Source organism: Phenylobacterium sp. T106 (genome assembly GCF_057219735.1).
In genome coordinates this window covers 1-12,981 of record NZ_JBXVWA010000005.1, presented here as the reverse complement: position 1 = coordinate 12,981, position 12,981 = coordinate 1, and the positions used below count along the sequence as shown (strand labels likewise).

At 70.8% G+C, this 12,981-nt stretch carries 15 protein-coding genes and 1 pseudogene; 9 read left to right on the top strand and 7 right to left on the bottom strand.

What is annotated here, in order from left to right; genetic code table 11:
- Nucleotides 1–6: 6 nt before the first annotated feature.
- Both phhA and hspQ read right to left on the bottom strand, forming a co-directional pair.
- Entirely contained in the window at nt 7–879 is an 873-nt protein-coding gene (gene phhA, locus AC2D8W_RS12805; protein ID WP_484671864.1) for a phenylalanine 4-monooxygenase, read from the bottom strand.
- A 119-nt stretch (nt 880–998) separates the two neighbouring features.
- Entirely contained in the window at nt 999–1,328 is a 330-nt protein-coding gene (hspQ, locus tag AC2D8W_RS12800; protein ID WP_293482630.1) for a heat shock protein HspQ, read from the bottom strand.
- A gap of 161 nt (nt 1,329–1,489) precedes the next feature.
- Between hspQ and AC2D8W_RS12795 the strand changes: the two genes are divergently transcribed.
- Both AC2D8W_RS12795 and AC2D8W_RS12790 read left to right on the top strand, forming a co-directional pair.
- Complete coding sequence (locus AC2D8W_RS12795; protein ID WP_484671863.1) at nt 1,490–2,566, top strand: Ppx/GppA phosphatase family protein; 1,077 nt, start codon at nt 1,490–1,492, stop codon at nt 2,564–2,566.
- Nucleotides 2,563–3,267, top strand: a complete 705-nt coding sequence (locus AC2D8W_RS12790) for an RlmE family RNA methyltransferase (protein ID WP_484671862.1) — start codon at nt 2,563–2,565, stop codon at nt 3,265–3,267. Before AC2D8W_RS12795 ends, AC2D8W_RS12790 begins: the two co-directional genes overlap by 4 nt.
- Nucleotides 3,268–3,290: 23 nt before the next feature.
- On the opposite strand, the gene AC2D8W_RS12785 is transcribed toward AC2D8W_RS12790, so the two are convergent.
- A complete protein-coding gene (locus tag AC2D8W_RS12785) occupies nt 3,291–4,133 on the bottom strand; it encodes a class I SAM-dependent methyltransferase (protein ID WP_484671861.1) in 843 nt (280 codons plus the stop codon).
- A gap of 81 nt (nt 4,134–4,214) precedes the next feature.
- On the opposite strand from AC2D8W_RS12785, the gene AC2D8W_RS12780 reads away from it, so the two are divergent.
- Nucleotides 4,215–4,658 carry a helix-turn-helix domain-containing protein gene (locus AC2D8W_RS12780; protein ID WP_293482626.1) on the top strand — a complete coding sequence of 148 codons (444 nt, stop codon included), beginning with the start codon at nt 4,215–4,217 and terminating at the stop codon, nt 4,656–4,658.
- On the opposite strand, the gene AC2D8W_RS12775 is transcribed toward AC2D8W_RS12780, so the two are convergent.
- Together AC2D8W_RS12775 and AC2D8W_RS12770 are read right to left on the bottom strand one after the other, a co-directional pair.
- Entirely contained in the window at nt 4,655–5,524 is an 870-nt protein-coding gene (locus AC2D8W_RS12775; RefSeq protein WP_484671860.1) for a sulfurtransferase, read from the bottom strand. The genes AC2D8W_RS12780 and AC2D8W_RS12775 overlap by 4 nt on opposite strands.
- Before the next feature lie 62 nt (nt 5,525–5,586).
- Nucleotides 5,587–6,489 carry a LysR family transcriptional regulator gene (locus tag AC2D8W_RS12770; RefSeq protein WP_484671859.1) on the bottom strand — a complete coding sequence of 301 codons (903 nt, stop codon included), beginning with the start codon at nt 6,487–6,489 and terminating at the stop codon, nt 5,587–5,589.
- 54 nt (nt 6,490–6,543) lie between these two features.
- On the opposite strand from AC2D8W_RS12770, the gene AC2D8W_RS12765 reads away from it, so the two are divergent.
- The 5 genes from AC2D8W_RS12765 to guaA all read left to right on the top strand — a co-directional run bounded on the left by AC2D8W_RS12765 (nt 6,544) and on the right by guaA (nt 12,177).
- Nucleotides 6,544–7,341 carry a class I SAM-dependent methyltransferase gene (locus AC2D8W_RS12765; protein ID WP_484671858.1) on the top strand — a complete coding sequence of 266 codons (798 nt, stop codon included), beginning with the start codon at nt 6,544–6,546 and terminating at the stop codon, nt 7,339–7,341.
- A 71-nt stretch (nt 7,342–7,412) separates the two neighbouring features.
- Nucleotides 7,413–8,873, top strand: a complete 1,461-nt coding sequence (gene guaB / locus AC2D8W_RS12760) for an IMP dehydrogenase (protein ID WP_484671857.1) — start codon at nt 7,413–7,415, stop codon at nt 8,871–8,873.
- Between the two features lie 14 nt (nt 8,874–8,887).
- The gene (locus tag AC2D8W_RS12755) at nt 8,888–9,286 is read left to right on the top strand and encodes an MAPEG family protein (protein WP_293482621.1); all 399 of its coding nucleotides are present in this window, start codon (nt 8,888–8,890) and stop codon (nt 9,284–9,286) included.
- Nucleotides 9,287–9,290: 4 nt separating this feature from the next.
- Entirely contained in the window at nt 9,291–10,568 is a 1,278-nt protein-coding gene (locus AC2D8W_RS12750) for an RsmB/NOP family class I SAM-dependent RNA methyltransferase (RefSeq protein ID WP_484671856.1), read from the top strand.
- A gap of 49 nt (nt 10,569–10,617) precedes the next feature.
- Nucleotides 10,618–12,177: a glutamine-hydrolyzing GMP synthase gene (gene guaA / locus AC2D8W_RS12745; RefSeq protein WP_293482619.1), complete on the top strand. Its 1,560-nt coding sequence runs from the start codon at nt 10,618–10,620 to the stop codon at nt 12,175–12,177.
- Nucleotides 12,178–12,216: 39 nt separating this feature from the next.
- Here the strand turns inward: guaA and AC2D8W_RS12740 are convergent, their stop codons facing one another.
- Nucleotides 12,217–12,468 carry a DUF2164 domain-containing protein gene (locus tag AC2D8W_RS12740; RefSeq protein ID WP_484671855.1) on the bottom strand — a complete coding sequence of 84 codons (252 nt, stop codon included), beginning with the start codon at nt 12,466–12,468 and terminating at the stop codon, nt 12,217–12,219.
- A gap of 12 nt (nt 12,469–12,480) precedes the next feature.
- On the opposite strand from AC2D8W_RS12740, the gene AC2D8W_RS12735 reads away from it, so the two are divergent.
- Nucleotides 12,481–12,828 (top strand): ArsC family reductase, encoded by a 348-nt coding sequence (locus AC2D8W_RS12735; protein WP_293482555.1) that lies wholly within the window; start codon nt 12,481–12,483, stop codon nt 12,826–12,828.
- Between the two features lie 47 nt (nt 12,829–12,875).
- Here the strand turns inward: AC2D8W_RS12735 and AC2D8W_RS12730 are convergent.
- Nucleotides 12,876–12,981: pseudogene (locus tag AC2D8W_RS12730) on the bottom strand (IS5/IS1182 family transposase); the annotation flags it as partial.

Sequence of the window (12,981 nt, the reverse complement as noted above, 5' to 3'; positions counted from 1 at the left end):
CGGAGGTCAGGCGGCGGTGCGGCCGCCCCGGGCTGCGTAGGACTGGTCGCCACGCGTGAAGACGCGGTCGCTGGGCGTCACCTCGTCGATGGCGAGGTCCTGCCGCCGCGCAATCGACGTGTAGAGCGCCGCGAAGTCCTGCAGCGTCGCATCCAGCAGCGCCTGCAGCGAGGGGATGACGAAGTAGACCTGCTGGAAGTCGTCGATGCGGTAGGGCGTCCGCATCACGCGCTCGAGGTCGAAAGCCAGGCGGTTGGGGGAAGGGTCGTCGAGAGCGAAGATCGACTCGGCGTGGCTGGAGACGATGCCGGCCCCATAGATCCGAAGGCCCGCAGGCGTCTGCAGCAGGCCGAACTCCACCGTGTACCAGTAGAGCCGCGCGAGATTGTGCAGCCGGCCCAGGTCCAGCGCCCTCAGCCCGCCTTCGCCGTAGGCCTGCATGTAGTCGGCGAACGTCGGGTCGGTGAGCATGGGGACATGCCCGAAGACGTCGTGGAAGATGTCCGGTTCCTGCAGGTAATCAAGCTGTTCCGGGCGTCTGATGAACTGACCGGCGGGGAAGCGCCGATGCGCGAGGTGGTCGAAGAACACCTCGTCCGGCACGAGGCCCGGCACGGCGACGACGCTCCAGCCGGTGAGGCGCTCCAGTTCGAGGTTGATCCGCGAGAAGTCCGGGATGCCCGCCCGATGCAGGTCGAGCGCTTCGAGGCCGTGAAGGAAGGCGTCGCAGGCCCGGCCGGGCAGGAGCGCCGTCTGCCGCTCGTAGAGCGTGATCCAGACTTGATGCTCGTCGGCGGTGTAGCCGTCCCAGTCCTGGTCGATGCTCCAGTCCGGGCGCGCGCCGGGCGGAGGCTGCAGGGCGGGATCCTTCGCGATCATGCGCGCAGAATGATCCCTCCGGAGCGGAAGTTCCGTTCGGAATGTCCCTGCCCACAGCCCTTGGGCGAAATGTTCGTGCGCCGAAGCGGGCGCGCGGAGAAAATTCGCCGCGAAGACGCCTAGTGGCCGATGCCGGGCCGCAAGGTGTAGTGGCCTTCCTTGAAGGCGTCGAAGATCAGCGACGCCTGCGGGTGGCCGACCGGCTGTCCGCTGTCGTCCGGCAGCAGGTTCTGCTCGGAGACGTAGGCGACGTAGGCGCTGTCATCGTTCTCGGCCAGCAGGTGGTAGAACGGCTGGTCCTTGTGGGGCCGGATGTGCTCCGGGATCGACAGCCAGTACTCCTCGGTGTTGGAGAAGACCGGGTCGACGTCGAAGATCACGCCGCGGAAGGGATACACGCGGTGGCGGACGACCTGGCCGATGGTGAACTTGGCGAGTCGCGTGCTCATGACCGCGAATCTACATCCTCTATGCTGACCGGAAGGTGAACGTAGTCACGGTAGCGCGTCATTCAACCGTCGTCTTTCGGCTCGCCGCCCCGCTTGCTAAGGTCGCCGCGAAATGAGGCGCGGACCACGGGGAACGCGCCTGCGCAGGACGGGTGAAGTCCATGAACGAGGCGCCGCGGGCGCCCGGGCCCGCGAGTCGAGGCCGGGAAGGGGCTGTGGCCGAGACGCCGTGCTATGCGGCGCTCGACCTCGGCACGAACAACTGCCGTCTTCTCATCGCGACCCCGACGCCGCGGGGCGGCTTCCGCGTGGTCGAGGCCTACTCCCGGATCGTGCGCCTCGGCGAAGGCCTGTCGCAGACGGGCCGCCTTTCGGACGCCGCCATGGAGCGGGCGCTCCAGGCGCTGAAGGTCTCGGGGGAGAAGGTCCGGCGGCGCAAGGTCGCGCGCTTCCGCGCCATCGCCACCCAGGCCTGCCGCATCGCGGTCAACGGCCAGGCGTTCGTGAACCGCGTGGCCAATGAGACGGGCGTGAAGCTGCAGATCATCAGCCCGCAGGAGGAGGCGCGCCTCTCGGTCACCGGGTGCCTGAACCTGCTCGATGCGCGCCACGAGGCGGCCCTGGTGGTCGACGTGGGCGGCGGCTCGACCGAGCTCTCGTGGGTGGACCTGAAGGGCGGGCCGCCCGGGCAGGCGCCTCCGATCCGCGCATGGCTGTCGGTGCCCATCGGCGTCGTCACGCTGGCGGAGCGGTTTCCTGAAGGAGAGGCCGCCACCGAGGCGTGGTTCCGCCAGATGGTCGAGCATGTGAAGGCCGAGCTCGCCGCCTTCCGCCGCGCCGACCCGCTGAAGCCTGTGTTCGAGGCGGACCGGGCGCACCTCGTCGGCACGTCGGGCGCCATCACCAGTCTCGCGGGCATGCACCTGCGGCTGCCACGCTACGATCGCAACCGCGTCGATGGGATCTGGATGAGCCGGGCGGACTGCGATGCGGCGGCGGCGGACCTGCTGGCCCTGAGCGCCGCCGAGCGCGCCGCGCAGCCGTGCATCGGACCCGAGCGGTCCGATCTGGTGCTGGCCGGCGCCGCCATCCTGCAAGCGGTGCAGGAACTCTGGCCCTGCAACCGCGTCCGCGTCGCGGACCGCGGCCTGCGCGAGGGCATCCTGCTGTCCCTGATGTCGGAGCGGGGCCGCCCGCGCCGGCGTCGCCGACGCCGCGGCGGGAGGCGCGCGCCATGACCGAACCCCCGCGCAAGAGGATGGTGAAGCCCCCGACCGGGGGGCTCGAGGGCGGCCGCGGGAAACCCGCGCGGCTCAAGACCGCGAAGGAACGCACGCCCAGCCAGCAGGCCTGGCTCGAGCGGCAGATCAACGATCCCTTCGCCGCCAAGGCCCGGGCGCTGGGCTATCGCAGCCGCGCCGCGTTCAAGATCACCCAGATCGACGATCGCTTCCACCTGTTCCGCAAGGGCGTCAGGGTCGTCGACCTCGGCCTCGCGCCGGGCGGCTGGACGCAGGTGGCGATCGAGCGGGGCGTCACCGACATCGTCGGCGTGGACCTGCTGCCGGTCGATCCGCTGCCGCCCGCCCACATCCTGCAAATGGACTTCACCGACCCCGAGTGCGGACCCCGCCTGATCGCGCTGCTGGGCGGCGCGCCCGACGTGGTCGTGTCCGACATGGCGCCCAATACCATCGGCCATCGAGAAACCGATCACCTGCGGATCGTCGGCCTGATCGAGGCGGCCATGGACTTCGCTGTCGAGGTGCTGAAGCCCGGCGGGGCGTTCGTCGCCAAGGCCTTCCAGGGCGGCGGCACCGACCGGCTGATCGCGCAGCTGCGCCGACACTTCCGCGAGGTCCGCAACGTCAAGCCGAAGGCCAGCCGCCAGGACAGCTCCGAGGTCTTCCTCGTCGCCACGGGCTTCCGGGGCCGCTGACGCCGACCTCGGAAGCAGTTCGCTCAGGCTCGTGCCGTCACCAGCCAACAGGCCGCCGTGTAGCGGGCCGCGCCGTCGCGGACGAACGGCCGGAACGCGGCCATGAGCGCCTCGGTCACCTTGGCGCGGGTCGCCGCGTCCGCGTCGTTGAGCGCCGCGCCGGCCGGGCCCAGCCGGGTCGCGTACGCCATCAGGTCTGCCTCGGGGACTTCGCAGGGCATGTCCAGCGGCGCCACCTCGACGTCGCGCCAGCCCGCCGCGTCGAGAATGCGCCGCACCCGTGCGCCGTCCGCAAAACCGAACTGACCCGGCGCGTCCTGCGCCGGCGGCTTCATCGCGGGGAGAAACGGCGCAGCGGCCATCGCCGCCGAGACCATGAAGCCGTTTTCCATCGGGCTCCGCCAAGCCTCGAAGGTGAGGGTCCCGCCTGGCTTCAGGGCGCGGCGGATATTGGCGAAGGCGGCCACCGGATCGTCGAAGAACATCACGCCGAAGCGCGAGATCGCCGCGTCGAACGTTCCCGCCTCGAATGCGTGCGTCTGGGCGTCGGCCTGGATGAAACCGGCGCGGAGGCCCTCGGCATCGGCCCTGGCCCGCGCCACCGCCACCAGCGGCCCCGAAATGTCGACCCCCGTGATCAGGCCGTCCGGACCCAGCCGCCGCGCCATGGCGAGCGTCGTCGCGCCCGCGCCGCAGCCGATGTCGACGACGCGACGTCCCGCGCCGGGGAAAGCCGCCTGCGTCAGCGTCGCTTCAAAGGGCGCCAGCATTCGGTCGAGCATGTCCTGCATCTCGGCCCAGGCGCGGCCGCTGGCGTCGTTCCAGGCGTCCGCCTGGCTGCGATTGGGGGTGTCGGTCTTGCTCATCTCGCGAGGTCCTTCGGCTTGCGTCCGGGGAGGGGACGGCGCATCCTGCAAGTTCAAGTGAACTTGAGGTCAAGCTCCCGGATGACGACGCGCGATCTCGACATCGCCCAGGTGGCGCGCCGGTCCGGCGTGCCGGCCTCGACGCTGCGCTTCTACGAGGAGAAGGGACTGATCGCGTCGATCGGCCGCCGGGGCCTGCGACGCCTGTTCGACCCTCAGGTGCTGGAGCGGCTCGCGCTCATCGCGCTGGGCCGGGCGGCTGGGTTCACATTGGACGAGATCGGCGAGATGTTCGCCGGCGACGGCCGTCCGCGGATCGACCGTGCGCGTCTCACGGCCAAGGCCGACGAACTCGACCTGACGATCCGTCGCCTGGAATTGATGCGCGACGGCCTGCGTCACGCTGCGCACTGTCCCGCGCCCAGCCACGCCGAATGCCCTCATTTCCGCCGCATCGTCCGCCTGGCAGGCGAGGGCCGGCTCGATCCGGCGCCCCGCAGGCCGTTCGTGTCGGAAGCCGTCTAGCGTCCGGTCTCCATCGGCAGGGCGGGGTCGCGGGTCCACTCGGACATCGAGCCGTCGTAGACGGCGACCGACGGATGTCCCAGCCGCGTCAGGGCCAGGGCGTCCATGGTCGCCGAGATGCCGCCGCCGCAGTAGCAGATGGCCCGCTTGCGGTCGAACGCGCCCACGGCCTCGAACAGCCTCCGCAGTTCGGCGTCGGGCCGGTAGCGTCCGGCCTCGTCGAGCAGCGCGGCGTAGGGGACGTTGACGCTGCCCTTGATGTGACCCTTCCGGCCGTAGTTCGTGGCGGATTCGCCGCTGTGGACGCCCGGGGCCAGCGCATTGATCGTGCAGACCCCGCCATCCTCGATGGCCGCGAGGACGCCGGCCTTGTCCGCCCAGGCATTGGGCCGATCCGTGAGGGTGAGCGACGACGGCGGATAGCGTCGCGTTCCGGTCTCCGTCGGCCGCCCCTCGGCGGTCCAGGCGGCCAGCCCGCCATCGAGCACGGCGGCGGACTCGAAGCCGGCCGCCCTGAGCATCCACCACAGCCGCGTCGCCCACATGGGCGAGGTGCTGCTGTAGGCGACCACCCGGTCGCCGCTCCCGACGCCGGCCGCGCCCAGCGCATCGGCGAGCCGGTCGGCGGGGAGGTGCGTGAAGTTGAGCTTCGAGGCGGGGTCAGACAGGTCGGCGACGAGATCCAGGAACGCGGCGCCCGGGATGTGCGCGGCCTCGTAGTCGGCCCGGCCGCTCTCGATCGTGTACGGGCCGGGCGTGGCCGGCCTCAGGTGCACCGTCGCGTCGAAGATGCGCAGCCCGGGGTCGTCCAGGTTCGCCGCCAACCAGGCCGTCGACACCAGGCCCCGACCGTCCCAATCGTCCATTCGGCATCCTCCCGCGTTGGCTCCAGGCTCCCAAGTCCGCGCCGCCGGCGCAATGGGGCGGTTCACGCCGCTGGCGTCGCCGGGGGCGGCGGCATCCGTCTTCCTTCCTCGGCCAGCCAGTCGCGGAAGCGGTCCAGCGCGCGCCCCTGCGCCCCGGGCGCGGCAATGAGCGCGAAGGTCGTGGTCGACCACCGGAAGCCCAGGGGAGCGACCAGCCGCCCGGCCGCCACGTCCTCGGCCACGAAAGGCCACGACACCACGGCCGCCCCCAGTCCCGCGAGCGCGGCGTCCTGGGCGAAGTGGACGTGGGCGAACGGCCGCTCCGGCGCGGGCCTCAACTCGACGCCGGCGTGTTCGGCCCAGACGTGCCAGGCCTCGGGATGCGTCTGGGCGACGAGGCGAGGGGCCTGCAGCGGGTCGTCGCGGAAACGCGCCGCCATGTCCGGGGTCATGACGACGCCCAGGGCGTTTCGCATGAAGGGCGTGACGTTCGGCTCGGAGGCCCGCGCGAGCGGCACGATGCGCACGACCGCCTGGGCGCCGCGGTGGGTCGTGGCGTGCGGCGACAGCTCGGAAAGCTGCAGGCGCAGCCCCGGCTGGGCCTCCTGGAAGCCCGGCAGCCGCGGAATCAGCCACTTCACCGAGAGGGAGGCGTTGACGGCGACGTGCAGGTCCTCGCCGCCCGTGCGGACCCCGCGGACCGCGCCGGCGATCTGGTCGAAGGCCGCGGTGAGCGCGGGCGCCAGCTCGCGGCCGGCCGCCGTCAGCTCCAGCCGGTTCTTCGGCCCGGTGAAGAGGCGAACGCCGAGGGCGGCCTCTAGCGCCTTCACCTGCCGGCTCACCGCCGAATGCGTCACCGACAGTTCGTCCGCCGCCAGCGTCACGCGCCCCGTCCGCGCCACCGCCTCGAAAGCCCGAAGCGCGTTCAGCGACGGAAGGGCGCCGAATGTGAGCTTTTGGAACATCGTCCGTCGAATAAGTCGATTTCCTTGCAGCGGCAATCCGGGCACAGGCTGGTCATGGAACCCCCCGCGCCCCCCACACCGCTCCCGCCCATCGACTACGACAAGGTCCAGCACCAGGCCTACGCCCGCGGACGCGCGCTGCCGGTCGAGGCGATCCGGCGGTGGATGGATGTCTTTGCCAAACATCTTCCAAGCCGCCGTCCGCTGAGCGGCGTGGACCTGGGCGCCGGAACCGGCCGCTTCACGCCGGCGCTGGCGGAGAGCTTCGGCGGCCCGATCCTGGGCGTGGAGCCCGCCGCGGGCATGCGACTGCGCGCCGCGGCCGAGTCGGCGCACCCCAACGTTCGCTACGTCGACGGCCGTGCGGAGGCGATCCCGCTGGCGGACGCGGCCGCCGACTTCGTCCTGATGTTCCTGTCCTGGCACCACGTGGCCGACAAGCCGGCCGGCGCGCGGGAGATCCGGCGCGTGCTCGCGCGGGATGGCCGGCTCGTTCTTCGCAGCACCTTCCGCGAGCGCATACCGGACCACTGGTGGCGCGGCTACTTCCCCGGCAGCTGGGCCGTCGAACGCGCGATGTTCCCCACGGAGGCCGAGACGCGGAGCCTGTTCGAAGCGGCCGGCTTCGCGACGATCGCCAGCGTGCAGATGGAACTCCCGTTCGAGGGCGACATGGCCGCGGCGGTGGAACGCCTGAAGCTGCGGGCCGTCTCGGTGTTCGAACACCTGTCGGACGCCGAGCTCGAGGAGGGGTTCGCGCGCCTCGACGCCGACCTCGCGGCGGCCGCGATCGCCGAGAAGCCGACACACGGGGACTTCATCGTCTTCGCTCCGAAGGGCGCAATCGCATGAACGCGTCGCTCTGGCCCCTTGCCCCGTCCGCGGCGGACCCCCTATACGCGTCCCGCAAAACGGAGACTCCAATGGAGATTCGCGAAGGGCTCACCTTCGACGATGTTTTGCTCGAACCCGGCCCGTCCGATGTCATGCCCACCCAGGTGGACGTCTCGACCCGGTTCACGCGCGAGATCAGTCTGAACATACCGCTCGTGTCGGCGGCCATGGACACGGTGACCGAGAGCCGGCTGGCCATCGCCATGGCCCAGTCCGGCGGCATCGGCGTCCTGCACCGCAACCTCACCGTCGAGGAGCAGGCCGATCACGTCCGCGAGGTGAAGCGCTACGAAAGCGGCATGGTCATCAATCCGATGACCATCGGCCCGGAAACCACCCTGGGCGAGGTCCGCCAGATCAAGGCGCGGCGGAAGATCTCCGGGTTCCCGGTGGTCGACGACGCCGGGAAGCTCGTGGGCATCCTCACCAACCGCGACATGCGCTTCGAGGGCCGCGACGACATCCCCGCCAAGGCCCTGATGACCAAGGATGGTCTGGTCACCGTCAAGGAAGGGGTCGGGCAGGACGAGGCGCGGGACCTGCTGCGGCGGCACAAGATCGAGCGGCTGATCGTGGTGGACGACGACTACCACGCGGTCGGGCTCATCACCGTCAAGGACATGGAGAAGTCCCAGCAGCACCCGAACGCGGCGAAGGACGCCCAGGGCCGCCTGCTGGTGGCGGCGGCCTCCACCGTCGGCGATGCGGGCTACGAACGCTCGATGGCCCTGGTGGACGCCGGAGTGGACGTGGTCGTCATCGACACCGCCCACGGCCACAACGCCGACGTGGCCCGCGCCGTGCAGCGGGTGAAGCGCGAGACCAACCGCGTGCAGATCGTCGCCGGCAACATCGCCACCTACGACGGCGCGCGCGCCCTGATCGACGCCGGCGCCGACGCGGTGAAGGTGGGGATCGGCCCGGGCTCGATCTGCACGACGCGGATCGTCGCGGGCGTCGGCGTGCCGCAGCTGACGGCGATCATGGACGCCGTGCGGGCGGCGGAAGGTTCTGACGTTCCGGTCGTCGCCGACGGCGGCATCAAGTACTCGGGCGATCTCGCCAAGGCGCTCGCCATGGGCGCGTCGGTGGCGATGATGGGCTCGGTCTTCGCCGGCGTGGACGAGGCCCCGGGCGAGGTCTTCCTCTACCAGGGCCGCAGCTACAAGGCCTACCGCGGCATGGGCTCGCTGAGCGCCATGGGGCAGGGGTCGGCCGACCGCTACTTCCAGAAGGACGTCAAGGACACCCTCAAGCTGGTGCCCGAGGGGATCGAGGGCCAGGTCGCCTACAAGGGGCCGATCGCGCCGATCCTGCACCAGATGGTGGGCGGGCTCCGGGCGGCCATGGGCTATGTGGGCGCGCCCACGCTGGCCGAATTCCGGCATCGGGCGCGGTTCATCCGGATCACCAACGCGGGCCTGCGCGAGAGCCACGTCCACGACGTGATGATGACCCGCGAGGCGCCGAACTATTCGAGTCCGAACTAGGGAGGGCGGGGCGAATGGATGTCGCGATCGAACTGAAGCTCCTCGGCGCCGCGGTGGTCGTGGGGCTGGTGCAGCTCCTCTGGGCCGCCGGCGCGGCGCGGGCTCAGCAGGACATGAAGTGGGCCGCAGGCCCCCGGGACACGCCGATGCCCATCAGCGGCGTCGCCGCGCGCCTGGAGCGGGCCTTCTGGAACTTCGCGGAGACCTTCCCCTTCTTCGTCGCCGCGGTCGTCGCCTGTGGCGTGGCCGGCAAGCTGGGTCAGCCGCTGACGGTCTGGGGCGCCTGGGCCTATGTGGTGGGCCGCGCCCTGTACGTGCCGCTGTACGCCACCGGCGTCCCGATGGTCCGCTCCATCGTCTGGTTCGTGGCCACCGCCGGCATGCTCAGCGTGCTGTTCGGCCTCTACCGGTGAGCTGATGCGCGACGGCGGGCGCCTGGCGGCGGCGATTGAGATCATCGAAGAGATCGAGGCCCGCCACCGCCCCGTCCGCCTGGCCCTCAAGGCCTGGGGCGAAGCCGCCCGGTATGCCGGCGCCAAGGACCGCGCCTGGGTTTCGGGCCTGGTCCTGGACGTCCTGCGGCGGCGGCGTTCCCTGGGCTGGCGCATGGGTGACGACAGCCCCCGCGCGGCCGCGCTCGCGGCCCTGCGGGTCGTCTGGAACTGGCCGGTCGACCGGATCGCCGACGCGGCGGCCGATGAGGCCCATGGACCCGGCGCGCTCAGCGAGGCCGAACGGGCCGCGCTGGACAGGCCCCGCGACCTCGCCGAGGCGCCGCCGCCGGTCCGCGGCGACTATCCCGACTGGCTGGACGCCTCGCTGACACGGGCGTTCGGGGACCTGCGGGCCGAGGAAGCCGCCGCCCTGGCCGAGCGCGCGCCCGTCGACCTGCGCGTCAACACGCTGAAGACCGATCCGGCCCGGGCGCAGAAGGCGCTCGCGCCGTTCGATCCCCAGATCCCCGGCCTGTCACCCAACGCCCTGCGCGTGCCCGCCCCGGAGGCGGCCGACCGTTCCGGGGCCGTCGAGGCCATCCCGCAGTTCGGCAAGGGTTGGTTCGAAGTGCAGGACCTGGGCTCGCAGGTCGCGGCCCTTGCCGCCGGCGACGTGCGGGGGCGGCAGGTCCTGGACCTTTGCGCCGGCGGGGGTGGCAAGACCCTGGCGCTGGCGGCCGCCATGGCCAACACCGGGCAGATCTACGCCTACGACTCCGATGCCCGTCGGCTGACCGACACGGTCCGCCGCGGCGAGCGCGCAGGCGTTCGCAACCTGCAGGTCCGCACACCGCTGGCGAAGGATGCGCTGAAGGACCTGGAAGGCCGGATGGACCTCGTCTTCATCGATGCGCCCTGCACCGGATCCGGGTCGTGGCGGCGGCATCCGGACACGAAGTGGCGGCTCACCCCCGAAGCCCTGGCGAAGCGGCAGCAGGACCAGGACGGCGTGCTCGACGACGGGGCCCGGTTCGTGGAGCCCGGGGGCCGCATCGTCTACGTCACCTGCTCGGTCCTGCCCGAGGAGGACGAAGACCGCGTCGAGGCGTTCCTGCAGCGCCGTCCGGACTTCGCCCGCCGGCCTGCCACCGAAGACCCGATGCTCAGGCCGTTCCTGACGCCGCTCGGCGACCTGCGCCTGACCCCGCGCACCTCGGACACCGACGGCTTCTACGTCGCCGTCCTGGAGCAGACGACGTGACCGTTACGAGCGCTGCACGCGCCCCGACAACCTGGCCGGACAGGAAGCCATGACCGAAGCCCACCACGAACGCGTCCTGATCGTCGACTTCGGCAGCCAGGTGACCCAGCTGATCGCGCGGCGCGTGCGCGAGAGCGGCGTCTATTGCGAGATCCATCCCTACGACAAGGCCGAGGCGGCGCTCGCGGCCATGCGGCCGAAGGCGATCATCCTGTCCGGCGGTCCCGCCAGCGTGCACGAGGCCGAGAGCCCGGCGGCCGCCCGGGCGCTGTTCGAGGCGGACGTGCCGGTGCTGGGCATCTGCTACGGCGAACAGACGATGTGCGCCGAGCTGGGCGGAAAGGTCGAGCCGGGCACGACGCGTGAGTTCGGCCGCGCCGAGATCGAGATCGTCCGCGACAGCCCGCTGCTGGAAGGTCTGGGCGGCGCCGGGCACCGGGAAACCGTGTGGATGAGCCACGGCGACAAGGTCACGGCCCTGCCGCAGGGCTTCGAGACCGTGGCCGTCTCGGAAGGCTCGCCGTTCGCCGTGATCGCCGACGAGGGCCGCCGCTTCTATGGCATCCAGTTCCACCCGGAGGTGGCGCACACCCCGCGCGGCGCGCTGATCCTGCGCAACTTCACCCACCGCATCGCCGGGCTCTCGGGCGACTGGACCATGGCCAGCTACCGCCAGGAGCAGGTGGAGAAGATCCGCGCCCAGGTGGGCAAGGCGAAGGTCATCTGCGGTCTCTCCGGCGGCGTGGACAGCTCGGTGGCCGCGGTGCTGATCCACGAGGCGATCGGCGACCAGCTCACCTGCGTGTTCGTGGACACCGGTCTGCTGCGCCAGAACGAGGCGACCCAGGTCGTCACCATGTTCCGGGATCACTACAACATCCCGCTCGTTCACGTTGATGCGTCTGACCTTTTCCTGGGCGAGCTCGCGGGGGTCACCGACCCGGAGACCAAGCGCAAGACCATCGGCCGGCTCTTCATCGACGTCTTCGACCGGGAGAGCGCCAAGATCGAGGGGGCCGAGTTCCTGGCCCAGGGCACGCTCTATCCCGACGTCATCGAGAGCGTGTCGGCGCGGGGCGGGCCCTCGGCGGTCATCAAGAGCCACCACAACGTGGGCGGCCTGCCGGACTACATGAAGCTGAAGCTGGTCGAGCCGCTCCGTGAGCTGTTCAAGGACGAGGTCCGGGCCCTCGGCGTCGAACTGGGCCTTCCGCCGCCGTTCGTCGGTCGCCACCCGTTCCCTGGCCCCGGCCTCGCCATCCGCATCCCCGGCGAGATCACCCGCGAGAAGGTGGCCGTCCTGCAGCAGGCCGACGCGATCTACCTGGACGAAATCCGCAAGGCCGGGCTCTACGACTCGATCTGGCAGGCCTTCGCGGTCCTGCTGCCGGTGAAGACGGTGGGCGTGATGGGCGATGCGCGCACCTACGAGCACGTCCTGGCCCTGCGCGCCGTCACCTCCACCGACGGCATGACCGCCGACTTCTTCGAATTCCCCTGGGACGTCCTCGGCCGCTGCGCCACGCGGATCATCAACGAGGTGAGGGGCGTGAACCGCGTCGTCTACGACGTCACGTCCAAGCCGCCCGGCACCATCGAGTGGGAGTAGGCGGACGGGCGCCGCGTTCCACGCCGCGGACCTGACGCGTCAGCGCTTAGGCGGCGTCTGCTCCAGCTGCCAGAGGGCCTCGCCAATCTCGTCGATCTTCTGGCCCAGCAGCGACTGGGCGTCGGCCAGGGCCTGATTGTAGAACTGCGGGCCGAGGGTTTCCGTGATGAAGTCCAGGAGGAAGACGGCGTCGAATCCGGTCACTTCGACGTCCAGTTCGTCCTTGAGATAGCGGCTGAGCGCCTTGGCGGCGGCGTCGCGGACGTCCTTCGGGAGCTCGATCTTCGGCATGGGAGGGCCACGATGGCGACAGTGCTTTACGGCATCAAGAACTGCGACACGATGAAGAAGGCCTGGACCTGGCTCGACCAGCACGGCGTAGCCTACGACTTCCACGACTACCGCAAGGACGGGCTGGAGGAAGCCACCCTGCGGGGCTGGGTCCGGCAGGTGGGCTGGGAAACCCTGCTCAATCGCGCGGGAACGACCTTCAGGAAGCTGCCGGACGCCGACCGGCAGGGCGTCGACGAGGGCAGGGCCGTGGCTCTGATGCTGGCCCAGCCGGCCATGATCAAGCGGCCGGTGCTGGATGTGGACGGCGCGGTCACCGTCGGCTTTCGGCCGGAGGTCTACGCACAGCGGTTCCGCTGAGCCTGCATCCGATCCGAGCGTCGGCGGCGACTAGGTTCCGGACTCAATCAGGTCCACCAGGTGACGACGGCGGCGAGGTAGACGGTCGCGGCGAAGACGGCTGCGAGTTTGTCGTAGCGGGTAGCGATGCGCCGCCAGTCCTTCAGGCGGCAG

Bases quoted from the DNA above. Each gene is read 5' to 3' on its own strand.
- AC2D8W_RS12735 (WP_293482555.1), top strand. From the start codon at position 12,481: ATGGCGACAGTGCTTTACGGCATCAAGAACTGCGACACGATGAAGAAG.
- hspQ (WP_293482630.1), bottom strand. From the start codon at position 1,328: ATGAGCACGCGACTCGCCAAGTTCACCATCGGCCAGGTCGTCCGCCAC.
- AC2D8W_RS12740 (WP_484671855.1), bottom strand. From the start codon at position 12,468: ATGCCGAAGATCGAGCTCCCGAAGGACGTCCGCGACGCCGCCGCCAAG.
- AC2D8W_RS12750 (WP_484671856.1), top strand. From the start codon at position 9,291: ATGCGCGACGGCGGGCGCCTGGCGGCGGCGATTGAGATCATCGAAGAG.
- phhA (WP_484671864.1), bottom strand. From the start codon at position 879: ATGATCGCGAAGGATCCCGCCCTGCAGCCTCCGCCCGGCGCGCGCCCG.
- guaB (WP_484671857.1), top strand. From the start codon at position 7,413: ATGGAGATTCGCGAAGGGCTCACCTTCGACGATGTTTTGCTCGAACCC.
- AC2D8W_RS12790 (WP_484671862.1), top strand. From the start codon at position 2,563: ATGACCGAACCCCCGCGCAAGAGGATGGTGAAGCCCCCGACCGGGGGG.
- guaA (WP_293482619.1), top strand. From the start codon at position 10,618: ATGACCGAAGCCCACCACGAACGCGTCCTGATCGTCGACTTCGGCAGC.
- AC2D8W_RS12775 (WP_484671860.1), bottom strand. From the start codon at position 5,524: ATGGACGATTGGGACGGTCGGGGCCTGGTGTCGACGGCCTGGTTGGCG.
- AC2D8W_RS12795 (WP_484671863.1), top strand. From the start codon at position 1,490: ATGAACGAGGCGCCGCGGGCGCCCGGGCCCGCGAGTCGAGGCCGGGAA.
- AC2D8W_RS12785 (WP_484671861.1), bottom strand. From the start codon at position 4,133: ATGAGCAAGACCGACACCCCCAATCGCAGCCAGGCGGACGCCTGGAAC.
- AC2D8W_RS12780 (WP_293482626.1), top strand. From the start codon at position 4,215: ATGACGACGCGCGATCTCGACATCGCCCAGGTGGCGCGCCGGTCCGGC.
- AC2D8W_RS12770 (WP_484671859.1), bottom strand. From the start codon at position 6,489: ATGTTCCAAAAGCTCACATTCGGCGCCCTTCCGTCGCTGAACGCGCTT.
- AC2D8W_RS12765 (WP_484671858.1), top strand. From the start codon at position 6,544: ATGGAACCCCCCGCGCCCCCCACACCGCTCCCGCCCATCGACTACGAC.
- AC2D8W_RS12755 (WP_293482621.1), top strand. From the start codon at position 8,888: ATGGATGTCGCGATCGAACTGAAGCTCCTCGGCGCCGCGGTGGTCGTG.